Genomic DNA, 22,030 nt, shown 5'->3' with positions numbered 1-22,030 from the left:
CACTTGGCATCACCGATACTGATCTCGCTCGACGCCATGGGCGGGGACCATGGGCCTTCCGTCGTGGTGGGGGGCGTAAAGGCTTACATCGACCGTTACGGCGGCGAAGGCGTTCGTTTTCAACTGCATGGCGACGAGACGGCGATCCGCGCCGAGGTCGCGCGTAATGGCCTGCCGGCGGATGTCTGCGAAATCCGCCACACGGACAAGGTCGTGGGCATGGACGAAAAGCCCGCCCAGGCCATGCGCCGGGGCAAGGGCTCCAGCCTGTGGAACGCCATTGAGGCGGTCAAGCTCGGCGAAGCTCAGGCCGCCGTGTCGGCCGGCAACACCGGCGCCCTGATGGCTATCTCGAAGCTGCTGCTGCGTATGGCGGTGGACGGGCTGGAGCGGCCCGCCATTGTCGCCAGCTGGCCGACGAAACGCGGCTTCACCGCCGTGCTCGACGTCGGCGCGAACATCGGCAGCGATGCGCGTCAGCTGGTCGAGTTCGCCATCATGGGCGAGGCTTTCCAGTCGGCCGTCCACGGCGTGGAGAAGCCTACCGTCGGCATTCTGAATGTCGGCTCCGAAGACATGAAGGGTCATGAAGAGGTTCGCGAGGCCCATGCCGTCCTGCGCACCGATGCGGTGCCTGTGAACTACACTGGCTTTGTCGAGGGCCACGATATCGCCGCCGGCACGGTGGACGTGGTGGTGACCGACGGCTTCACCGGCAATGTGGCCTTGAAGACGGCCGAAGGCACGGCCCGGTTCATTTCCGGCCTGCTGAAAGAGGCTTTGACCTCGGGCCCGATGGCCAAGATGGGCGCCTTGATCGCCATGCCCGCGCTGAAGAAGATGGCGCGCCGCATCGACCCCAGCAGCGTCAACGGCGGCCCCCTGCTGGGCCTGAACGGCATCGTGGTGAAGAGCCACGGCGGCGCCACGGCCGAGGGTTATGGAAACGCCATCCGTGTGGCTGTCGATCTGGCCCGGAGTGATTATCTGACCAAGGTCAGCGCCAATTTCGCGCGTCTGTCGGCCGTTCTGGATACGGCTGAGGCCGCGTCCGACAAAGAGCAAACGGGAGAGATCCAGTCGTGAGCGTCATCCGCAGCGTCGTCACCGGGGTCGGCTCCTTCCTGCCCGAACAGGTCGTCACCAACGCCGATCTGACCAAGATCGTCGACACCTCAGACGAGTGGATCATCGAGCGCACCGGCATTCGCCAGCGCCACAAGGCCCGTGACGATGAGCCGACCAGCGATCTGGCGCTCAAGGCGGCCGAGCGCGCCCTGGCTGACGCCGGCAAGACGGCGGCGGACGTCGATCTGATCATCGTCGCCACGACCACCCCGGACCAGACCTTCCCCGCCACGGCCGCCATCGTCCAGCGCAAGCTGGGCGCCCCGGTCGGCATCGCCTTCGACGTTCAGGCGGTTTGCTCAGGGTTCGTCTACGCCATGAGCATCGCCGACGGCTTCGTCGCGCGCGGCCAGGCCAAATGCGCCCTGGTCATCGGCGCCGAGGAAATGACCCGACTGATGGACTGGACGGACCGCACCACCTGCGTCCTGTTCGGCGACGGCGCCGGCGCCTTCGTGCTGGAGCCCGGCGAAGGGCAGGGGACCAAGGATGATCGCGGCGTGCTGGGCTTCGCCCTGCGCTGCGAGGGCGCCAAGTCCGACATGCTCTACGTCGATGGCGGTCCCGCCACGACCGGCACGGTCGGCCACCTGCGGATGCTGGGCAATCAGGTGTTCCGCCACGCCGTGGTCAACATCGCCGAGGCGATCACCGCTGCCGCCGAGGTTGCGGGCGTCGATATCCCCGAGATCGACTGGTTCGTGCCGCACCAGGCCAATCAGCGCATCATCAAGGGCGTCGGCGACCGCCTGGGCCTGGACGAGGACAAGGTCATCTCGACCGTGGCCATGCACGCCAACACCTCGGCCGCCTCCATCCCGCTGGCGATGGACGTCGCCATCAAGGACGGACGCATCAAGAAGGGCGATCTGGTGCTGGTCGAAGCGATGGGCGGCGGCCTGACGTGGGGCGCCTGCGCCTTCCGATTCTAGATTTTCATTGAGGGCTTTGATTTTCATTCATTTTGCCCTTCAATGCCCCGCCATTGGAAAGCGGGGAGATGCCAGTGTCCCAGACCCTTACTCGGGCTGATCTGTGCGAGGCCGTTCACGAAGAGGTCGGCCTATCGCGCCAGGAATGTTCCGGCATGGTCGAGCGGACGCTTGAATTGATCGTCGAGTCGCTTGAACGCGGCGAGACGGTCAAACTGTCTGGCTTCGGCGTCTTCCAGGTGCGCGAAAAGCGCGCTCGCATGGGGCGCAACCCCAAGACCGGCGAACCCGCCGCCATCAACCCCGTCGCGTCATCAGCTTCCGGGCCTCTCAGATCATGAAGGGCCGGGTGCACGACGCCGTCGTAGAGACCTGAGTTCATTGGCCAAAAGCCCTAGCGCCTTCCGCACGATCTCCGAAGCCGCCGAAGAAGTCGGCGCGCCTCAGCATGTTCTGCGCTTCTGGGAGACGAAGTTCGATTTCATCGTCCCGGTAAAGCGGGCGGGCGGACGGCGTTTCTATCGCCCGGATGATGTGATGGTGCTGAAGGCCGTTCGACGTTTGCTGCATGACGAGGGCCTGACCATTCGCGGCGTCCAGCGCCTGGTGAAGGATCAGGGCCTGGCGCGCGTGGCCGCCTATGGCGACCCTAACTCAACGCTAGAAATCGATTCGGGTCTTTCACCTGCGCTTGAGGCCTCGGCTGTTTCGCCAGCACCGGATCATGACCGCTTGAGGCGCGTTTTAACCGAGCTGGAAGCTGCGCATGCGCGGCTTGAGGCGGTTCTGCGCCGATAGGGCGGAAGTTGTTGTCGATAATGCGTTTTAGGGTTTGCGGAGCGGCAAACCCCCGTCTATACGGAGCGCCTTCGGAGCGTGGCGCAGCCTGGTAGCGCACTTGACTGGGGGTCAAGGGGTCGCAGGTTCGAATCCTGTCGCTCCGACCATTTCAGGTTTTGGCCTGATCTGTGGATTTACGGGCGGTCTCGCATCAGCGGGGCCGCCCGTTCCGCATATACACTTCGCAGAGGCGGTGCGTTTACATCGCCAGTGGCCGATAAAAGCCGCCGGTTGGCATCTGCCTAGGGGCGCAAGATCCATAAAGGGCGACCAGATCTGCATGACCGCCGGATCATGGCGTCCTGCAACTTGGAGCGCCCGCCTCCAGGGTAAGGCGTCGGCGTTGATCCACTGGCGGGAATAATAGGCCGCCGAGTTGATCCGTTCGATCCCACCTCGCGTAAATCGGCTGCTGTCCAGCAAGGCAGCTCGTTTTTCGTGCCAACGAGATGTCACGTTGGCTCGTCCGTGACGTGCGACCGTCGCCTCGCGTCGTCGGCGTCTAGAAAGAGGGATGAAGAATGTTCAGGACGATTTTGCTCTCGAGTGTTGTCGCGCTTTCCGCCGCGGGCGCGGCCCAGGCTCAAACCGCGCCGGGCCGCTGGACGGTCAGCCTGGAAGCCGGCGCCGAGTTCCCGACCGGGGGCGACGTGCATGGCGGGGCGACCGCAGCGGTGCCGGACCTCGGCCCCCTCAATCCCGCTCTGGCCGGGGTGAACGCTGAACTGCGCATCCAGTCGCGCAGCTTCGACGATATCTACGGAGAGGGCATGAACCTGGGCGCCGAGTTCGCCTATGGCATGAGCAACAACGCCGAGGTCTTTGGATCGGTGCGCTACATGCAGGCTGACGAGGGCCGGGTGCAGGTGGGCGGCGCCTTCGTGCCGGCCCTGGCCACGACCCTGCCGGTGTACGGTACCTTCGGCGAATACAAGGCCTATGCCCTGGAAGCGGGCTACCGCCAGTATTTCGGCGCGGGCGCGCTCAAGCCCTACGTCGCCGGCCGTCTGGGCGCGGTCTTCACTGACAAGATCAACGCCACGTTTGAGATCCCGGACGCCGCCATCACCATCGCTGACGCGCCCTTCTACGACAGCTCCACCAGCTTCACGGCGGGTCTGGACGTCGGTCTGTCCTACGCCTTCAACGACCGGGTGTCGGTGCAGGCCGAGACGGGGGTTCGCTATATCTCCAGCCTCAGCGACGACGACAGCGCCATCGGGGGTCTGGGGCTAGCGTCGATCAACGGCGTCGGCGACCGCACCTATGTGCCCGTGACCCTGCGGGCCAAGTTCGCCTTCTGAGTCCAGGCCCCGGGGTCGACAACCGGCTCCGGGGCTTTACCTCTCGGGCGCTAAGCCGCCTGTCGCGCGGCGCCCACAGGCTTGCCGATCCATGGCGATCGCCGCAGGATCGTTCCGTCGCGGATCGCGATCGTCAGAGACCCTTCATGCGGCCCAATCGAAAACAGTTCATCGTCCTCGCCGTGGCCGTCCTGGTGGGACTGTCCGTGACGGCGGCCATCCTGTTGCGTCGCCCGCCCGAGGTGGCGGTGGCGACGGTCAAGCCGCAGACGGTGGAGCTTGGCCTCTCGGTGGTGGGGCGGGCGCGGCCGATGGATCTGGTCCAGGTGGCGTCGCCCAATCCGGGGCAGGTGGTGCGCCTGATGCACGACGACGGCGACCGCGTCGCCGCCGGCGACCCGCTGGCCGTCATCCTCGCCTCCGTAGAACAGGCCCAGACCGAGGCCGATCTGGCGCGTTCACGCGCCGCCCGCGCCGAGGCCGCCGACGCTCGTCTGAAATACGAGCGCACCCGAACGCTGAACGAGCGGGGTTTCGCCGCGCCGGCTGCGCTGGACGCCGCGCGAACCAGCCTGCAGGCCGCCGAGGCCAATGTCGCCGCCGCCGCCGCCGCCGTGCGCGCCTCCGCCGAACGCGCGCGAGAGTTCACCATTCGCGCGCCAATGAGCGGGATCGTGCTGGTGCGGCCCATCGACAATGGCCAGGTGGTGGCTGCGGGCGAGACCCTGTTCGAACTGGGATCGGCGGCCGGCGTTGAAATCCGCGCCGAGGTCGAGGAAGCCTACGCCGACGCCATCCGTCCCGGCATGGCCGCCCGCGCGTCCCTGTCCGGGACCTCCACGATATTCGCCGCCCGCGTGACCGAGGTCTCGCCCCAGGTCGACGCGGCCACGGGCGGTCGGCTGGTGAAGCTGGCCCGAGGCGGGCCCTCCCTGTCGCCCGGACGTTCAATCGACGTGACGATCGTCGTCGGACAGCGATCCGGCGCCATCGTACTGCCGCGCAACGCCGTAGCGGACGCCACCGCCGCGCCCAAGGTCTATGTGGTCGACGCCGACGACATCGTGCGCGAACGCGCGGTCGTGGTGGCGCGGTGGCCTACGGTCAACGCCCTGATCGAGCGCGGCCTGGCGGCGGGCGACCGCGTGGTTCTGGACCCCGCCTCGGCGCGGGCGGGCGCCCGCGTCCGACCCGTAGCGCCCAAGACGGAAGACTGAGGCCGTGTTCGCCCTCAAGGTCGCGCGGCGGTATCTGCTGTCCAACCCCAGCCAGACCTTGCTGCTGATCGCGGGGGTGGCGCTGGGGGTGACGGTGTTCGTCTTCATCACCGCCCTGATCGCGGGTCTGGCCGTGCGGCTGACCGATCAGGTCACGGGCGACAGCGCCCATGTCAGCCTGGAGCCGCCGACGCGCGTGGCGCGGGTTCTGGCGGGACCGGACTTGCCAGTGGAATCGGTCGCCCTGGTGTCCACCTTCCAGCGCAAGCAGATCCGCGACTGGCCGATGATCGTGCAACTGCTGCGGGCCAACCCCGCCGTCTCGGCCATCAGCCCGCAGATTTCGGGCAGCGCCTTCCTGGTGAAGAGCGAGGCGGTGTCGCCGGTGTCGATCCTGGGCGTGGACCCCCAGGGCATCGACGCCATCTCCCAGATCACGCCGAAGATCATCAGCGGCGACGGCGATCTGGGCGCGGACGGCCTGTTGATCGGGGTGCGCATGGCCGAGGATCTGGGCCTGAGCGCAGGGCAGTCCATCCTGCTGCGGACCGACCGCGGCGTGGAGCGTCAGTTGACGGTGAAGGGCGTATTCCGCACCGGCTTGCAGAGCCTGGATGAAAGGGTGGCCTTCATGTCGCTGCAGACGGCCCGCCCCTTGTTCGTCCTGCCCGAAGGCGTGACCAATATCGAGGTCAAGCTGAAGAACCCGGACGACGCCCGCGCGGTCGCGCGTTTTCTGGCCGATGCGACGGGGCTGCGCGCCACGCCCTGGCAGGAAAAGAACCTGAGCCTGGAGGACGCGCTGACGGCGCAGGGGCAGACCGGAACCCTGATCCAGATCTTTTCGCTGATCTCCATCATCATCGGCGTGGCCAGCGCCCTCGTCCTGTCCGCCTACCGACGGCGCGGCGAGGTCGGCATCATGCGCGCCTTCGGCGTGCCGGGCGGCTTCATCCTGTGGGTCTTCCTGCTTCAGGGCCTGATCATCGGCCTGGTCGGCGCCCTGATCGGCTGCGCCAGCGGCTACGGCCTGTGTCTCTGGCTGCAGGGGATCGTCAAGCCTGACGGAACCTCGGCCCTGCCCATCGCGCCGGAGCAGGGCGGCTATGTCGCGGCCTTGGTGCTGACCACCCTCGGGGCGGTGATCGCCTCGATCCTGCCCGCCCGTTCGGCCTCCCGGGTCGATCCGCTGGAGGCGATTCAGCAATGACGCGCGTGCTGCAAGCGCGGGGGATCGAAAAGGTATTCCGCAACGGGGAGGAAGAGACCCGTGTGCTGAAAGGCGTCGACCTGGATCTGGACCGGGGTGAGCTGGTCGCCCTGCTGGGGGCGTCTGGGTCGGGCAAGTCGACCCTGCTGTCGATCATCGGCCTGTTGCTGCGCCAGTCGGCGGGCGCCCTGTCGATCAGCGGCGAAGCCGTGGACGGTCTGTCCGAGGCCCGCCGGGCGCGGTTCCGCAACGAGCGGCTGGGCTTCGTCTTCCAGTTTCATCATCTGCTGCCCGACTTCACCGCGATGGAGAACGTCGCCTTTCCCGCCGCCGCGCCCGCCGGGGATTTCGCGCCAGATGCGCGACCGCGCGCGGGGCCTGCTGGCGCGGGTGGGGCTTGAGGATCGCATCGACTTTCCAGCCACGCGCCTGTCCGGCGGCCAGAAGCAGCGCGTCGCCATCGCCCGCGCCCTGATGAACCAGCCGGACCTGATCATCGCCGACGAGCCCACGGGCAACCTGGATCGCGACTCGGCCGACCGCGTGCTGGACCTGATGCGCGAGGTGAACCGGGAGGAGGGGCGACCTTCCTGATCTGCACCCATGACGAGGGCGTCGCCGCTCGCTGCACCCGCCGCCTGATGCTCAGCGACGGGCTGCTGATCTCAAATGACGTGGTCGGACACGAGATTCGCGCCGACCTGCCTCATTCCTGACCCTGATGGCGGGGCATGGCCGCCGCTCTGATTCAAAGGACCAGACAATGACCTTTTCCCTCTCCCTTCTGGCAGCCGCCGCCTTCATCAGCGCGGCTCCGGTGCAAGACGCCCCGGCGGCGGCCAACGGCGTTCTGGTTCGTCAGGATGTCTCTCTGGACCTGGCCAATCGGCTGCTGGACGGCGTGCTGTCCACCTGCCACGCCCAGGGCCGGTCGGCGGTGGCGGCGGTGGTCGACCGCAGCGGCAACCTCGTCGCCTTGCAGCGCGACGACGTCGTCGGTCCGCACAACACCCTGGCGGCGCAGCGCAAGGCCTATACGGCGCTGTCGACCAAAACCGCGACCAGCGTCCTGGCCGAACGGGCGCGCAACGACCCGACGTCCCAGAACCTCAACACTTTGGACGAACTGCTGCTTCTGGGCGGCGGCGTGCCCTGATCGTCGACGGTCAGGTCATCGGCGCCCTGGGCGTGGCGGGGGCCGGCGGTGCGGCCGGCGACGAGGGCTGCGCCATGGCGGCCATCCGCCAGCATCTGAAATAGAAGCGTCAGGTAACGTCTCGCAGACTGGCTCGGGGCTTTATCTTCGACGCCTAACAATTGACGATAGTCAAACCCTGTTGTCGGCTTGAGTGGGATCGTGGCTGGCAGTTCAGGACGCGTCCAAGTCGCTGGTGGTTAGACCTGCGGTTGGCCGTGATTGACGGTGAAATGTCGTTATGCCGCACAAGGTTTTTCCGCTTCATATCCTGGCGGACGCTCCCCACGCTCGCCTGGTAGTGCATCGATCAGAGCATCCCTCCCGGTTCGAGACTGCGGAGGCGCTGGACCACGTCTCGGCGCTGGCGGCCCGGCGTGCGGAGATACGATCGCACCCGCCCGGAAGCGCCCATGAAAGCGCCCAGCCCGGCGGCCATCGGGTCGGCCCAGAGGACCGCGTCCGACAGGAAAAAGCTGCCTTCATGGACGAGGTGGCCGATGAAGCGGTCCGCCTTGCCGCCCGCCATGCCACGGACAAGGTCGTGATTGTCGCACCGCCGCGCTTGGCCCCGGTGTTGCGAAAAGCGATCGGCGACCGACTGGTGGTGTCGGCCGAAGTCCACCGAGATCTGATCAAGGTCGCCGACCGTGATCTTGGCGCGTGGTTGTCCCCGGAGATGCTGCGTCCCGATGACTGAAGCAGGCATGGATCGGGGCAGCGCATGAGCATCAACCTCGCCTTTCACGGTGCGGCGGAATGCGTCACGGGATCCTGTATGCTGGTGGAGAGCGGGGGCGCGCGCTTCCTCGTGGATTGCGGGATGTTCCAGGGCTCCAAGTCGCTCAAGGCCCTGAACCACGAGCCCTTTCCGTTCGAAGCGGACTCGATCGACGCCGTCCTGCTGACCCATGCCCACATCGATCACTCCGGCCTGCTGCCCAAGCTGGTCAAGGCGGGCTATCGCGGCCCAGTCTACGCCACACGGGCCACGCGCGATCTTTGCGAGGTGATGTTGGCCGACGCGGCCGAAATCCAGGAAGGCGACGTCGCCCACCTGAATCGCCGCAATCAGAGACGGGGCATCGGCGGGGTTGAGCCCATCTATTCAACGGCCGATGTCGCGCCGACGCTCAGACTGTTTCAGACCGTCAAGTTCGGCGAAACGATCGGTCCGCTGCCGGGAATCCAGGCTCGATGGTGGCCTGCCGGACATCTGCTGGGCGCCGCCTCAATCGAGGTTGAGCTTCATGAGGAAAAGGGCCCGGTGCGGTTGTTGTTCTCGGGCGATCTGGGGTCCGGTCATCAGCCCTTGCTGCCCACGCCGGAGGGTCCGGTCGGGGCCGATCATGTGATCCTGGAATCCACCTATGGCGATCGCGTTCGCCAGCCCCTTACGCCTGAAGAGCGCCGGGCGCTTCTGGCCAAGGAGATGCATGACGCCAAGGCGGCCGGGGGCCGTTGCTGATGCCGAGTTTCGCCGTCGGCCGGGCGCAGGAACTGATCCTGGATCTGCTGGCGGTGATGCGCGACGAACCGGAGCTGGCGACCGAAATCTTCCTGGACTCGCCGCTGGCGATCGAAGCGACCGACGTCTTTCTGAGACGCGGATGGAATGTCGAGGCGGAAGAGAACCCATATCTTGAGCTTCGCGACGCCGCGCGTCTTCACTATCTGATGCGGCCTCAGGATAGCGACGGGCTGGAGCGCTTGCGCGACTGGCACATCATTCTGGCGGGCAGCGGCATGTGCGACGCGGGCCGCATCAGGCGGCACCTGAAACGATTGCTCTGGCGCCGTGAGACGACGGTTTTGATCACCGGTTTTCAAGCGGTGGGAACCCTGGGACGGGTGTTGTTGGAAGGGCGACGACTGGTCCGCATCCAGGGGGATGACGTGCGGGTCAATGCGCGCATACGCGAAATCGACGCCTATTCGGCTCATGCGGACGCCGAGCAGCTGGTGGCATGGCTCAAGAGCCGCATGCCGGTGACGGGAAAGGTCTTCCTGACCCATGGCGAGCCTGACGCGCGTTCCGGCCTGGCGTCGCGTCTCATGCAGGCGGGCGTGCAGGGCGACGCCATCATCATGCCGATGCTGGATTCGGCGTTCGCCCTCACGGCGGCAGGGGCCGAGCCTCTGGGCGGCGCTGGGCGGCTGATGCCTGGTGCGGCGGGTCGGCCGGACTGGCGCAACGGGCGCGCTGCGCTTCTGGGAGACATCAACGAGGCCCTGCAAGGCGCGCCTGACGACGAGGCTCGCGAGGCCCTGCTTGCAAGATTGCGCGACGTTCTGGAGGCGCCGTCCCGTCCTGACAACCCTCGCGCACCGGCGGCTGAAAGGAGGGTCTGATGAAGCAGGTTCTGATCGTAAGCCATCCCCGGGTTGGAAGCTTCACCACGGCCATGGCGGAGGCCTACGCTGTGGCCGCCAGAGATGAAGGCGGCGAGGTGATCGTGCGCGATCTCTACCGCCAGGGTTTCGATCCCCTGCTGCACGCCGACGAACTGCCTGGCGACGAGGGCGCTCGGGCGCGTCAGGACGTGATGGCCGAACGCGCAGCCATCGGCGACGCTGACGTCTTCGCCCTGTTCTATCCGCTTTGGTTCAATGCGCCGCCGGCCATGCTCAAGGGCTACGTCGAGCGCGTGTTCGGCATGGGGTTCGGCTATTCGCGGTTCGGACTCCGCGGCAATGAGCCCCTCCTTTCAGGTCGCCGACTGGTCAGCTTCACCAGTTCCGGCCCCCAGCATTGGGTGGAAAGCAGCGGCGCGTGGGACGCCATGCGCAAGCATTTCGACGATCATTTGGCGGCCGTTACCGGGCTGGAGCTCATCGGCCACCACAACATCGGCGGTGTGACGTCTGGCCTGAGGGAGGACGTCGTAGAACGGCACGCTCAAGCGGTGGCCGCGACAGCCAGGCGGATCGCTCACGGCGGTCGTTGATCCCTGTGAACGGACAGGAGGAGCTGATGGGACTGAAGCTGATCGTAGTGCTGGCGTCGGGCAGGGAGCGGGACGAACGAGCGATAAATTTCGGGGCCCAGATGGCCGTCGAACATGACGCGAAGGTCGAGATCCTGCCGGTCTACTCAGACTCGGCTGCCGATATGATCGCCATGGGCGCGGCCGTGGGAGCGGCTCTATCCCAAACGGTTATCGATGAACTCCTGGCGGCCGAAGGAGAGGTGCAACGTCGCATAGCGACGGTCGCGCGCCTGGTGGCCGCCAAGAGGGCGCCGCTTTTGGCTTCGGCGACGGCGGCTCCCGGATCTCGGTCCTCGCGCGGAAACTTCAACCAGCCTTGGCCTTGGCGCGAAGGACGGCATTGGCCGATCTGGTGGTGCTCGCTCATGATCAATCCGGGGACAGCCCCATGCGTCGCCATCTGGGGGAGTTGCTGTTGACCCTGGGTGCGCCGGTTCTGGTAGCGAGGGGCGACGGCGAGGGCGGTGTCGCAGGCGCCGCCGCCATCGCCTGGGATGGGAGTCGTCAGGCAGGTCGCGCAATCCGCGCCAGCCTTCCCATACTGCAGCGGGCCAGCTCAGTTCACGTGGTTCAGTGCCCGACGGGGCTAGATTTCCAGGTCAACGATCCCGACATCGGGCGGTTGAAGGACTATCTCGACCTCTACGGCGTCGGTATCGACGACGTAGAGCTTGCCGAAGGCGACGACGAAGGGGCGGCTCTGCTGTCGCTGGCGCAAAGCCGCGGGGCCGCGCTGTTTGTGGCTGGAGCATGGGGCCGCTCGAGGGTGCGCGAGACCATCTTCGGCGGGGCGACGCGAACCTTCCTACAGAAGGATGAAGGTCCCAGCCTGCTGTTGGCTCACTGACCGCTGCCGATCCGGAGGCGCCCCGAGTGTGATCGCGTTCAGGCAGAGGCCAGGCGCAGCAGCCGAAAACGCTTTAGGATACTGAACTCGCGGCAGGAGGCGAAGACGACGATCTCCTCCTCCTGGAAGCGACCCAGGACGCGTGAGACGGTTTCCAGCGCCAAACCCAGATAGTCCGCCATATCCTGACGGCTCATGGGCAGGGCCGCCTGATGCGCAGGGCCGGCGCGGGCCAGATCCAGGAGGAAACTGGCGATTTTCTCCTCGGCAGAGCGACGCCCCAGCATGGCCAGGTGCTGATTGGCGCGGCTCAGTTCCTGCAGGGCGGTTTCGATGATGACCCGTTGCGTGGCCGTCTCTCGACGGATCGACCTGATCCGCGTGGGCCGAATGGCTTCCGCTGCAAAGAGGCGCTCCTCCTCCGCTTCCAATCCGAAGAGTTCGCCAGGGTAGTAGAAGCCGCCAATCTGACGACGGCCATCGGCGGAATGCCGAACGGTGCGCACCGCGCCGGACACGACCGTGTAGACCGAATGGGCTCGGTCCCCTTCGGCGTAAATCTGCTGTCCGGAACCGTAGGTGAGGGCGAGATCCAGCGTTTGCGTCCACGCCCTGACCGGCAAGGTATGAACGGGGACCGCATCGTGTGGATCGTCGAGCCCGGCCGTCATCTCGAAACTCGCTGGGAGGAAAGCGAGAGTATAGTTAAATATTCGGCGTTATGCGAACACGTTTCAGCGAGCCATGAACATACCTAGGGGACTGTCAACCAATAGCGACCGGTGACGCCTCTCAAGGCTTCCACCTCGGCCAGGGTCCCAGCAGCAACCTTGGCTTCGCTGAGGCTCACTGATGGAGTCTGCTCATTCCGGTCAGCAATTGAGTTTGGTCAAAAAACCTTGGAGCGGAATGCTGCATGACTCCTGCATAATAGGAGAAATCATATGAACGGCTGCAGTCGCACTTGCGTTCGTTTCGGCGCTGGCCTTCGCCAGTCCATCCGCAGCTCAACAGGAGCCTTCCGCCACCGACACCTTCCGCGGTGGGAGCGTCGCTGCGGGCCTCGGGTTTGTGGGGCGACGGCATGCTGACTTATCAGGGCAAAACCCGTGCGTTCCAGGTTCATCGCCTTAGTGCAGCGGGCGTCGGGACGGGCACGAGCCGTGGGACTGCGGAAGTCCATCGCCTGCCCTGAACGGACCCGATCTTCATGTCCATGCGCCGCATTCCTAAGGATCGCCTAGCCGACCTAGGGGGTGACGATGTGGGTCTCACCGAGGAGATGGCGTCGGCGCGTCGGGCTCGGTTCGGCTTCAACGATATCGTAGCGGAGGCGCCTTCTACCTGGCGGACCTTGCTCAGGGACACCGCGCGCGATCCCATGCTCTGGTTCCTCCTGACGTTGAGCCTGCTCTTTTCTATTCTGGGAGATTATACGGAAGCAGCCGTTCTAGCCGTTGCCCTGGCGCCGATGATCGGCATGGATCTTTTCTTCATCGTCGAACGCAGGCCTCGACTCGCTCGCTGTCGCGCCGCCTTGCCGCTCAGGCGAGCGTTGTCAGAAGCGGCGTCTCCCTTACGATCCCTGCGCGTGAAGTCGTTCCCGGGGATCTGATCGAAGTCGCAGCGGTCGCGCCTTTCCCCGCAGACGTCCTTCTTCTGGCGGGCCAAGAACTGCAGGTTGACGAGTCTTCCCTGACTGGCGAAGCGTGGCCGGTCGCGAAGCGGCCCGTGGAGGGGCCGCTGCAGGGTCTGGTTTCGGCCGAGGCGGCGCATTGGGGGTTCGCCGGCACCCAGGTCCTGACCGGTCAAGCTCGCGCGCGGGTCGTCAATACGGGTTCTGATACGCTGTACGGCGAAATCGCTCGATCCGCCCGCCTAGGCGGTCACGTCCGCACGCCTCTGCAACACGCCATCGCCCGGTTGGTGGGTTTGCTGCTGGCGGCTTCTCTTGCGCTATGCGTGGCCTTGGCGGTGATCCGGCTGCTGCAGGGTCACGGACTGCTGGACGCCTTCCTCAGCGCCGCGACGCTCGCCATCGCCGCCATGCCGGAGGAGTTTCCTGTCGTCTTCACCTTCTTTCTCGGCGTCGGCGTCTACCGGATCGCTCGGCGCAAAGCGCTTGTTCGTCGTGCTGTGGCGATCGAGAACATGGGGCGGATCACGTGCATCTGTTCCGACAAGACAGGGACGCTGACGGAGGGGAGGCTGAGGCTGGCTCATAGCTATCCCGCCTCTGAGCCTCACGGCAGAAACCTTAGGGGTTCTCGCGGCTGCGGCAGCGCGCGCAGACAGCGCCGATCCGCTTGACGAGGCCCTGATCGCGGCGGCGGCCGGGGAGAGGTTTCAACGGTTGGCGACCTTCCCCTTCACGGCGGCTCGGCGCAGAGAGACGGCGATCGTGCGGGGCGCGAATGGAGACTGCATCGCCGTGGTCAAGGGGGCCCGAGACCGTCTTCGACCTTTGCGCCGGCAGTGAGGAGCAAGTTGATCGCCTGCGCAAGCAGGTCGGCCTCTATGCTGAAGGCGGCCACAAGGTCATTGCGATCGCAACCAAGACGCTCGACCGTCGCCCGGACTTGGCGAGCGAGCCGGTTGACGGCTTTTCTCCGAGCGGCCTGCTCGCCCTGGAAGACCCGGTCCGCGAGGGCGTGCGCGAGGCCGTGATGGCGTGCCGGCGGGCTGGCATTCGCGTCGTCATGGTCACAGGCGATCATCCCGGCACAGCGAAGGCCATCGCGCGTGAGGCGGGGTTGGCGCCGCGCGGCTGAACGTCGTTGAAGCCGACGAGCTGGACGGAAAGGATGAGGACGCCTTCGCTGCAGCGGCGCTTGATTTAGACGTCATGGCTCGGGCCGCGCCGGCCCAGAAACTCAGGCTCGTGCAAACGTTGCAGCGCTTGGGCGACGTCGTTGCGGTGACCGGCGACGGCGTCAACGACGTTCCGGCGCTCCAGATTGCGGACATCGGAATTGCGATGGGCGAGCGGGGAACCGAAAGCGCGCGGGAGGTCGCTGCCGTCGTGCTTCTCGACGACAATTTTCGAACAATCGTTGAGGCGATCCGCGAGGGGCGCCAGCTCTTTCGAAATCTGCAGCTGTCCTTCATCTACCTTCTCATGGTGCACATTCCGTTGGTCCTGAGCGCCGCCGCGATCCCTCTGGCGGGGTATCCGCTGCTCTATCTGCCGGTCCATATCGTCTGGCTGGAACTGATCATCCATCCAACTGCGATGCTTGCATTCCAGGAGGCCCCGCAGGCCGGTCAATTGCTGCCGACGCTGCGTAGCGGAAAAGCGCGCTTCTTTGGACCGCGCTCCTGGCTGATCATCGCCCTCTCCGGGGCGGCGCTCGCCGGCGTGATCTTTTCGGATTTGATCACGCCCTCGGGGGCGGTGGCGATGTCGACCATGCTAGGGCGGTCGCGCTCGGCGCTTTGATCGCTATGAGCGCCGCCGTCGCCGCGGTGTTGAGCCGGCTGGCCAGTTTGACCTCGCGGATCGTCGTGGGCGGCACGATCGTCAGTCTGATCCTTTTTGTTCAAACCCCGGTGGTGGCGGGATTGCTGGCGCTGAAACCGCTGCATTGGATGGACTGGGGTATGATCGTCGCGGCGGCAGGCTTGACCGGAGTGTTTGCAAAGCTGGTCGTCAGATCGCTCGATGAAACCAGCGCAGCTGTTCGGTCAGGCAGCGACGCCGAAGAGGCGACCGACCCCGGCGGTGATGGCCATGGCGAGCGCTCCCCAGAAGACCACGCGCGCGACGGATCGGTTGACGGGAGCGCCTCCTGCTTTGGCTCCCAGAGCGCCCAGTAAGGCCAGTCCGAGCAAGGCCGATCCTGCGACCCACAGCCCCAGACCGTTCATGGGCGCGAAGGCGGCTACGACAAGGGGAGGGCGGCTCCGGCGGAAAAGGTTACGGCCGAGGTGATCGCCGCCTGAATGGGACGCGCGGTTGTGATTTCGGATATGCCGAGTTCATCCTGGGCATGGGCGCCGAGCGCGTCATGCGCCATCATCTGTTTCGCGACTTCCGTGGCCAGGTCGGGGGCGACCCCGCGCGCGGCGTAGATTCCGGCCAATTCCCGAACCTCTGCCTCGGGGTCTACGGCCAGCTCTGACGTCTCGCGCTGAAGATCCGCCTTTTCGGTGTCGGACTGGGAGCTGACGGAAACATATTCGCCGGCGGCCATCGACATCGCGCCGGCGGCTAGGCCTGCGACGCCGGCGACCAGGACCGCGCCGTGGCCGGAGGCCGCTGCGGCGACCCCCACGATCAAGCTTGCAGTCGAGACGAGGCCGTCGTTGGCGCCGAGCACCGCCGCTCTTAGCCAGCCGATGCGTTCGACCCTGTGGGTTTCACTGTGGGGCATCGCTGTTCTCCCGATCGCCTTTGCACCAGACTCCGAAAGCCTAGTGAAGGCAAGCCAGATCGGGGCGCGGCCAGCCCCCGCCCGGAAGGCCGGGCTAGTGGTCGTCGGCGACCGTCTACCGCGCCATGAGCAGACAGAGCCTCGCTGTCGGCCAAGAGCGATCGCGTAACACCGCCCAGAACCCATTCCGTCAGCCGCAGGTGCCCATAGGCCCCCGCTACAATCAGACCTGCGTTTAATGCAGCGGCGCGATCCAGCAGACGACGGGCCGTCTTGGTCTCATTGCGTACGAGCACCTCAGACGAAGCCTTCACGCCGTGCCGGCCCAGCCAGGCTGCGACATCGGCGAGCTGGATGTTGGCGATGTCCGCTTGATCCTCGGGACAGACGGCGAGCACGTGGGCGTCCCTGGCCTTTTTCAGCAGGGGCAGGGCCGCAGCGGCGGCAAGGCGGCTTTCGCGACTGTCCTTCCACGCAATGACGGCGGGCCGACCGAGCGGGGAGGCGAGCGGCGCGGCCGGAACGACCAGAACAGGCCGTCCCGCGCCGGTGATCACTTCGACCGGGTCGGGGCCGCGAAACGGAGTCGTGTCGTTGGGACCGGCGACGAGGATGAGGTCTGCGGCGCGAGCGGCGGCGTTCAGCACCGTAGCGGGATGTTCGATCATGCCGATCCAGCCGGTCTCGACCGCCCGAGCTGCGGCGACGATTTCGAAACTCGACCGGCCTTCGCTGACCTCCTGGGCGGCCATGTCGCGATAGAGGCCGAGCAGTTCTCCCGTCATGGCGCCCGCCCAGAAGGGATCGGTTGGAACCGCCTCCAACGCACAGGCGCCCACGCCGATCAGACGAGCGTGAAAGGCCTTGGCCAGATCGCAAGCAAGATCAAAGCGAGCGTCTCGTCCAACATCATTGCTCGCGCTGACCAGTAAGGTCTTGATCGTCATGTTTGCCGCTCCGAACGCAGCATATGGGCGGCTGGGCGGCGCCTCGGCCTTGACGACGGTCAAATTCCGTCTGCGACGACAGGCGAAGCGTAAATCCCCGCGCCCCTGCGTGCCGCGACCAGTCGCAAGCCGGTCATAGCCGGACTGAACCGATCCCGCTTAGAAGTCCTCTACCCGGCGGGCGGGCGCGAGGCAGCGTCCAGCAGACGGGTTAGAAGCGCTATCTGATCCTCTTGGCGGCGGATCAGTTGCTCCATGTCCTGGCTGCGCATCTGATCCAATTGTCGTGAAGCGCGATGATCTCGATCTCGGCCTTGAGGTTGACCTCATAGTCGTGCGCCGCGTCCAGGCGGTCCTTCAGGGCCTGGCGGTTCTGACTCATCATAATGATCGGGGCCTGGATTGCGGCCAACATCGAGAGCAGAAGATTGAGAAAGATAAAGGGGTAGGGATCAAACGCCCTGGCCGCCAGCAAGCTGTTAAGGCCGACCCAAGCCGCCAGAACCAGACCAAAACCAATAATAAAGCCCCATGAGCCGCCGATTGACGCCACGCGATCAGCCAGTCTCTGCCCAAAAGTCAGCGCCTGTGTGAAATCGGCGTTCGTATCGAGGGCGATCGTTCGGCGCGCCTTGGTGCGTTTCAGCACACGGCGTTGACGTTCAGTGAGCTTGTCCGGCGCAAGATTGAACCATCGATGCGCTGCTGTCGCCAGATCCCATGGGTCGGACATGTCGGGTCTCCCAAAGCGCCAGGCCGTCGCGCGCCGGTAGGGGCATGGTTCGGAGTGACTGGCTTGAATATAAAGAGCGCCCCAAGGGCGCGTGATTGCTCATGGGCTGTCCCTCAGTTGACGCTCTTCACTGCAGAGAGGCCGTCGAGAGGAACCTCGAGCGGACAGCCGGTATCCAGCGCCAGATCCCTCTCCTCGACACGGGCGGTCATCGACGCTCCGCGCTCAAGGACGAGCGTCAGACGATTTGTCTGCTCAATCTCGCACCGGACCTGGCGGCCCCGCCATTGGAGCCTGAAGGCCATCCGGGTCCATCCAGGCGGAAGGCGAGGGGCGAAGCTGATCGCGTCCTCCCCATAGGCGACGCCCGCAAAACCGTGGATAGCGGTCATCCAGAGGCCCCCAGAGCGCCGATGTGAACGCCGCCGCCGATGGCTGCTGCTGCGTCGGCCAGGTCGATGGCCGCCGTTCGATGAAAATAGTCCAGGGCCTTGTCGGTCTCGCCCAGGCGGGCGGCGACCAACCCGTGTAGGGCGGTGCTCAAGGAACTGCCGTGGCCGCAGCGGGGCTCGTAGTAGGAGAAGTTTCGTTTGCCCGCGTCTTCGACGAAGGCGTCGGGCAAAAGAGCCAGCAGAGCGAGTACGTCCGCCTGCTTGATCACCTGGCTTCGTTGCGTCCGCTCTCGTCCCAGGACAATGTCCATCGGCACGCTGCGCCCCGCATATCGAGACAGATCGATCGGCTCCAGGTCGAAGAAACCCGCGAACTGCTCATAGAGGCCGGCGCCCGGGTCGAAGCCTGTCTCTATCGTCTCGGCCGCGATGCGCCACTGGTCGATTTCGCCCGCCTCCAATTCCAGTTGGTCGGAGAGTTCTGTCCAACGCCGGGGCCACCGACTCTGAAGAAGGGAAGCTGCTTCGATCCCGCGATAGATGTTCCAGCGCGCCATAAGATTGGTGAAGGCGTTGTCGTCGATCCCCTCGTGATATTCGTCTGGTCCGATCACATTGCGGATGTGGCGGCGACCGTCCGGCTCTGGAACGGCGCGGCTGACCCAGAACCGAGCGGTCTCCAGCAAAATTTCAGCGCCCGCTTCGCGTAAAAATCCCTCATCCCCGGTGGCGATCCAATACCGCCAAACGCCGTAGGCCACATCCGCGCTGATGTGCTGCTCCCGCGTTCCGGTCAGGATGCCGAGAACCTGGCGATCCGGCGCGATGGAGAAGGGGGCGGCCTCATCTCCGGTGTCGGCCGACTCCCATGCGTACAGGGCGCCGCGCCAGCCCAGACGCGCCGCCTTCCGCCGGGCGGCCTCCAGAGTGTGGAAGCGATACATCAGCAGAGCACGCGCCGCTTCGGGCCAGACGGCGCAGTAGAAGGGCAGCAGAAAGATTTCCGTATCCCAGAAGACATGCCCCCCATAGTCGCTCCCTGTGAGCCCCCGAGCGCCAATGGAGACATGGGCGTCGCTGGGATTGGCGGCGCTGTTGAGATGGTATGCGGCGAAGCGCAGGGCGCGCTGGGCTGCGGGGTCGCCGTCGATCTCAATGGCGCTGCAGGCCCAGCGCTCTGACCAGGCCGTCTCATGATCCGCGACCAGGCCTGCCGGGCCGCGCCGGACGGCACGGCTAAGCGCTGAATGCGCGGCGGCGGCGGCGTCATCGCCGGCGCGGGCGACACTGACTATGCGCTGGAACTCCACCACCTGACCGGGCTGGGTCTTCCACGCCCAGACGGAGCGCAAGGGGCCAATCGTTCTCGGCGCTGACGTCCATCCATCGATCTTCAGAGTCGGGGCCGTTGTGATGGCGATTTCGATGCCCGACCGTCGCGTTCGCCACAGCGTCAGGCCCGGCTCAGTGACGCGGTGAACCAGGCCGTGATGCGCCCCGTCGAGCGACGCTTCCAGGAAGACCTCCTGCGCGCCGTCCAGCATGTCCATCCGGATCAGCTGAAGTCCTATGGCACGATCCCTGAGCGACACGAGACGAAGCGTGCGGGTGCGGGCGCGCAAGCCGCCGACGACGTGGATGCAATCGCTGAGGACCATCCCGCGGCGCATATCCAGCTCCATCCTGTGGGATGGCGCGTCAGCCGGGTCCTCCACGAAGCCGACGCCGTCGATCTGGAGATGCACCTGCAGCCAGTCCGCGATGGGCAACAGCACAGGGACGCCGCCAGCTTCGCCAGTGCGGTCGAAAAGGCCGGCCACATAGGCGGCGTTCGGGAAGGCCCCCGGCGGCCCCGCGTGAAGGATCGCTCGCCCCTGATGCCGAGAAAGCCGTTGCTGACAGCGAAACGCGAGGCTTGGCTGCTTTCACGCAGGGGGTCGTAGCCCACCTGCGACAGCCGCCACGTCGGATCGTCGGTTGGGGTGAAAGCGGCTTCGGGGACCCAGACGCGGCTCATGCGCAAGCGTCCATCCACAGGCCGCTCGTCAGGCCTTCGATATCGACCGCGTCCAGACTGGACACGACGCGACAGGCGCCGGCTGCGCGGAGGGGGCCGGCGTCGCCCGATCGCGCCACGCCCAGCGCCAGGGCGCTCGCAGCGCGGGCCGCCCTCAAGCCCGTCGGCGCGTCTTCTACGACCAGGCAGGCCCGCGGCGGGATCCTGAGTTCAGCGGCGGCGCGCAGGACGATCCAGGGATCCGGTTTTCCGGGACCGTTGTCACAGCCGTTCAGATTGACGCTGAAGCGTTCGAGCAAGGACCCGCCGTCCGAGCGCTTGCAGCGTCTCAGCATGGCGTCTGCGTTGCGGGATGCGGAGGCGACCGCCATCGGCAGGCCGGCCGCAGTGGCGCGCTCGACAAAACGCAGCCCATCCAGAAAGGGCCGAACGCCGCCGCTTCGGATCAGGGCCTCCAGTCGGGCCTGTTTGCGGACGGCATAGGCGTCAGCCTCGCCTTCGGCGTTCCCGACGCCTAGGGCTTTCAGAGCGGAAACAGCGCCCTGCAACCGAGGCTTTCCGGCGACCTCTTCCCTGTAAATCCGAGAGGTGAACCGCGAAGGATCGGCAAGCCCCGTCAGAGCTTCGCGCCAGGCCTGCTCATGAGGAGAATCCAGCAAGACGCCGTCGACGTCCAGGATCAGGGCGCGCACCTCAAACCGATGGCGGCCTGCGTTCAAGATTTCGCCTCCCATGGGCCGAGCGAGAAAACGAGCGACCTCGCGGATTGTCGAGTCTGAGGTCTGCCGCGAGCCGCCGCCTTGACGATGGTCAAGGCGAGGATGGGGAAACGGAGTCTCATGAGGCGATGATCGCCATGTCTCTGTCTGCGCCCGGCATGCGGCTCGTCGAGGTCGCCCGACCGGACCCCGAACCGGGGCCGGGCGAGGTCCGATTGCAGGTCCGGGCCTGCGGCGTGTGTCGGACAGATCTTCATGTCGTGGACGGCGACCTTCCTCCCCTGAGAAGTCCGCTTGTTCCAGGTCACGAAGTCGTCGGGATTGTGGAGGCTGTCGGCCCGCAGGCGCAGGGGCTCAAGATCGGGGACCGGGTCGGCGCTCCCTGGCTCGCCCAAACTTGCGGTTTGTGCCGATACTGCCGGGATGGAGAGGGGAACCTGTGCGATCATCCCGCCTTCAACGGCTGGACCCGCGACGGCGGTTACGCCGACCAGATGATCGCACGCGCGGATTACTGCCTTCCCATCCCATCAGCCCTGAGCGATGTGGAGGCGGCGCCCCTGTTGTGCGCCGGCCTGATCGGGTTTCGAGCCTGGCGCAAGGCCTGCGAGCACAGGCCGGTGCGTCATCTGGGGCTCTACGGCTTCGGCGCGGCGGCCCATCTTCTGGCGCAACTGGCGATTTTCGAGGGGCAGTCCGTCTACGCCTTCACGCGGCCCGCCGACGCTGCCGCCCAGGAGCTTGCGCTCACGCTTGGCTGCAGTTGGGCGGGCGGCTCTGATGAAGCGGCGCCTGTCGCCCTCGATGCAGCCGTTATCTTCGCGCCGATCGGAGACTTGGTTCCCGTCGCGCTCAAGGCGGTGCGCAAGGGCGGCGTCGTTGTCTGCGGAGGCATCTGCATGAGCGATATACCTTCGTTTCCCTATGCCTTGCTGTGGGAGGAACGACGGCTCGTCTCGGTCGCCAACCTGACCCGCCAGGACGGCAGAGACTATCTTGCCCGCGCCGCGCGGGCCGGCGTGCGCCCCACGGTCACGACCTATCCGCTGTCCCGGGCTAATCAGGCGCTTGACGACCTGCGCCGCGGCGCCTTTGTCGGGGCAGGGGTGCTCATTCCGCCGGGCAGATGATTTCTCTGTTGGCCAGTCTGGATTGGCGGACCGCCGCCTGCGTTCGAATTTCGGCC

24 protein-coding genes, 1 tRNA gene and 3 pseudogenes are annotated in these 22,030 nt (G+C 65.9%); 21 read left to right on the top strand and 7 right to left on the bottom strand.

Annotated elements, in window-relative coordinates:
* Positions 1-36 precede the first annotated feature (36 nt).
* The 16 genes and pseudogenes from plsX (at position 37) to V8F63_RS12560 (ending at position 11,663) form a co-directional block, all read left to right on the top strand.
* Positions 37-1,086 carry a phosphate acyltransferase PlsX gene (plsX, locus tag V8F63_RS12635; RefSeq protein WP_025977059.1) on the top strand — a complete coding sequence of 350 codons (1,050 nt, stop codon included), beginning with the start codon at positions 37-39 and terminating at the stop codon, positions 1,084-1,086.
* Positions 1,083-2,060 carry a beta-ketoacyl-ACP synthase III gene (locus V8F63_RS12630; RefSeq protein ID WP_025977058.1) on the top strand — a complete coding sequence of 326 codons (978 nt, stop codon included), beginning with the start codon at positions 1,083-1,085 and terminating at the stop codon, positions 2,058-2,060. The genes plsX and V8F63_RS12630 overlap by 4 nt, the downstream gene beginning before the upstream one ends.
* 68 nt (positions 2,061-2,128) lie before the next feature.
* A pseudogene (locus tag V8F63_RS12625) lies at positions 2,129-2,436 on the top strand (integration host factor subunit alpha).
* A gap of 5 nt (positions 2,437-2,441) precedes the next feature.
* Positions 2,442-2,858, top strand: coding sequence for a MerR family transcriptional regulator (locus V8F63_RS12620; RefSeq protein ID WP_392353479.1), 417 nt, complete (start codon positions 2,442-2,444; stop codon positions 2,856-2,858).
* A gap of 72 nt (positions 2,859-2,930) precedes the next feature.
* Positions 2,931-3,007 (top strand) — tRNA-Pro (locus tag V8F63_RS12615).
* A 414-nt stretch (positions 3,008-3,421) separates the two neighbouring features.
* Entirely contained in the window at positions 3,422-4,204 is a 783-nt protein-coding gene (locus tag V8F63_RS12610) for a hypothetical protein (RefSeq protein ID WP_312447739.1), read from the top strand.
* Positions 4,205-4,350: 146 nt separating this feature from the next.
* Positions 4,351-5,421 (top strand): efflux RND transporter periplasmic adaptor subunit, encoded by a 1,071-nt coding sequence (locus tag V8F63_RS12605; protein WP_392353477.1) that lies wholly within the window; start codon positions 4,351-4,353, stop codon positions 5,419-5,421.
* 4 nt (positions 5,422-5,425) lie between these two features.
* Entirely contained in the window at positions 5,426-6,631 is a 1,206-nt protein-coding gene (locus V8F63_RS12600) for an ABC transporter permease (protein WP_392353475.1), read from the top strand.
* Positions 6,628-7,347 (top strand): annotated as a pseudogene (locus V8F63_RS12595) (ABC transporter ATP-binding protein). Before V8F63_RS12600 ends, V8F63_RS12595 begins: the two are co-directional and overlap by 4 nt.
* A gap of 47 nt (positions 7,348-7,394) precedes the next feature.
* Positions 7,395-7,787, top strand: a complete 393-nt coding sequence (locus tag V8F63_RS12590; RefSeq protein WP_392353474.1) for a heme-binding protein — start codon at positions 7,395-7,397, stop codon at positions 7,785-7,787.
* Between the two features lie 280 nt (positions 7,788-8,067).
* Positions 8,068-8,526, top strand: coding sequence for a host attachment protein (locus V8F63_RS12585; RefSeq protein WP_392353473.1), 459 nt, complete (start codon positions 8,068-8,070; stop codon positions 8,524-8,526).
* 24 nt (positions 8,527-8,550) lie between these two features.
* Positions 8,551-9,294, top strand: a complete 744-nt coding sequence (locus tag V8F63_RS12580; RefSeq protein WP_392353471.1) for an MBL fold metallo-hydrolase — start codon at positions 8,551-8,553, stop codon at positions 9,292-9,294.
* Positions 9,294-10,178: an MBL fold metallo-hydrolase gene (locus V8F63_RS12575; protein WP_392353469.1), complete on the top strand. Its 885-nt coding sequence runs from the start codon at positions 9,294-9,296 to the stop codon at positions 10,176-10,178. The genes V8F63_RS12580 and V8F63_RS12575 overlap by 1 nt, the downstream gene beginning before the upstream one ends.
* Positions 10,178-10,774, top strand: a complete 597-nt coding sequence (locus V8F63_RS12570; protein WP_392353467.1) for an NAD(P)H-dependent oxidoreductase — start codon at positions 10,178-10,180, stop codon at positions 10,772-10,774. Before V8F63_RS12575 ends, V8F63_RS12570 begins: the two co-directional genes overlap by 1 nt.
* A gap of 26 nt (positions 10,775-10,800) precedes the next feature.
* Positions 10,801-11,235, top strand: a complete 435-nt coding sequence (locus tag V8F63_RS12565; RefSeq protein WP_392353465.1) for a hypothetical protein — start codon at positions 10,801-10,803, stop codon at positions 11,233-11,235.
* Entirely contained in the window at positions 11,157-11,663 is a 507-nt protein-coding gene (locus V8F63_RS12560) for a universal stress protein (RefSeq protein WP_392353464.1), read from the top strand. Before V8F63_RS12565 ends, V8F63_RS12560 begins: the two co-directional genes overlap by 79 nt.
* Positions 11,664-11,701: 38 nt before the next feature.
* Here the strand turns inward: V8F63_RS12560 and V8F63_RS12555 are convergent, their stop codons facing one another.
* On the bottom strand, positions 11,702-12,334 hold the full coding sequence (locus V8F63_RS12555; RefSeq protein WP_392353463.1) for a helix-turn-helix domain-containing protein: 633 nt from the start codon (positions 12,332-12,334) through the stop codon (positions 11,702-11,704).
* A gap of 539 nt (positions 12,335-12,873) precedes the next feature.
* Here V8F63_RS12555 and V8F63_RS12550 point away from each other — a divergent pair.
* The 4 genes from V8F63_RS12550 (at position 12,874) to V8F63_RS12535 (ending at position 15,102) form a co-directional block, all read left to right on the top strand.
* Positions 12,874-13,278, top strand: coding sequence for a cation-transporting P-type ATPase (locus tag V8F63_RS12550; RefSeq protein WP_392353462.1), 405 nt, complete (start codon positions 12,874-12,876; stop codon positions 13,276-13,278).
* Positions 13,188-13,973 (top strand): HAD-IC family P-type ATPase, encoded by a 786-nt coding sequence (locus tag V8F63_RS12545; protein ID WP_392355094.1) that lies wholly within the window; start codon positions 13,188-13,190, stop codon positions 13,971-13,973. The genes V8F63_RS12550 and V8F63_RS12545 overlap by 91 nt, the downstream gene beginning before the upstream one ends.
* Before the next feature lie 104 nt (positions 13,974-14,077).
* Positions 14,078-14,434: an HAD family hydrolase gene (locus tag V8F63_RS12540; protein WP_392353460.1), complete on the top strand. Its 357-nt coding sequence runs from the start codon at positions 14,078-14,080 to the stop codon at positions 14,432-14,434.
* A 74-nt stretch (positions 14,435-14,508) separates the two neighbouring features.
* Positions 14,509-15,102: an HAD-IC family P-type ATPase gene (locus V8F63_RS12535; RefSeq protein WP_392353459.1), complete on the top strand. Its 594-nt coding sequence runs from the start codon at positions 14,509-14,511 to the stop codon at positions 15,100-15,102.
* A gap of 245 nt (positions 15,103-15,347) precedes the next feature.
* Here V8F63_RS12535 and V8F63_RS12530 read toward each other — a convergent pair.
* The 6 genes and pseudogenes from V8F63_RS12530 to V8F63_RS12505 form a co-directional block, all read right to left on the bottom strand.
* Positions 15,348-16,036: pseudogene (locus tag V8F63_RS12530) on the bottom strand (VIT family protein).
* On the bottom strand, positions 15,991-16,983 hold the full coding sequence (locus V8F63_RS12525; protein WP_392353458.1) for a universal stress protein: 993 nt from the start codon (positions 16,981-16,983) through the stop codon (positions 15,991-15,993). Before V8F63_RS12525 ends, V8F63_RS12530 begins: the two are co-directional and overlap by 46 nt.
* A 244-nt stretch (positions 16,984-17,227) precedes the next feature.
* On the bottom strand, positions 17,228-17,716 hold the full coding sequence (locus V8F63_RS12520) for a DUF1003 domain-containing protein (protein ID WP_392353456.1): 489 nt from the start codon (positions 17,714-17,716) through the stop codon (positions 17,228-17,230).
* A 113-nt stretch (positions 17,717-17,829) separates the two neighbouring features.
* On the bottom strand, positions 17,830-18,108 hold the full coding sequence (locus tag V8F63_RS12515; RefSeq protein WP_392353454.1) for a glycosyl hydrolase family 65 protein: 279 nt from the start codon (positions 18,106-18,108) through the stop codon (positions 17,830-17,832).
* Positions 18,105-19,928 carry a hypothetical protein gene (locus V8F63_RS12510; protein WP_392353452.1) on the bottom strand — a complete coding sequence of 608 codons (1,824 nt, stop codon included), beginning with the start codon at positions 19,926-19,928 and terminating at the stop codon, positions 18,105-18,107. Before V8F63_RS12510 ends, V8F63_RS12515 begins: the two co-directional genes overlap by 4 nt.
* 193 nt (positions 19,929-20,121) lie before the next feature.
* Positions 20,122-20,844 (bottom strand): HAD-IA family hydrolase, encoded by a 723-nt coding sequence (locus V8F63_RS12505; RefSeq protein ID WP_392353450.1) that lies wholly within the window; start codon positions 20,842-20,844, stop codon positions 20,122-20,124.
* Between the two features lie 128 nt (positions 20,845-20,972).
* Between V8F63_RS12505 and V8F63_RS12500 the strand changes: the two genes are divergently transcribed.
* On the top strand, positions 20,973-21,974 hold the full coding sequence (locus V8F63_RS12500) for a zinc-dependent alcohol dehydrogenase family protein (RefSeq protein WP_392353449.1): 1,002 nt from the start codon (positions 20,973-20,975) through the stop codon (positions 21,972-21,974).
* Positions 21,975-22,030: the final 56 nt, after the last annotated feature.

It is taken from the genome of Brevundimonas sp. LF-1 (genome assembly GCF_037055305.1).
Taxonomy (GTDB): domain Bacteria; phylum Pseudomonadota; class Alphaproteobacteria; order Caulobacterales; family Caulobacteraceae; genus Brevundimonas; species Brevundimonas sanguinis.
The sequence above is the reverse complement of the archived record's forward strand: the minus strand, read 5'-3'. Positions and strand labels throughout refer to the sequence as shown.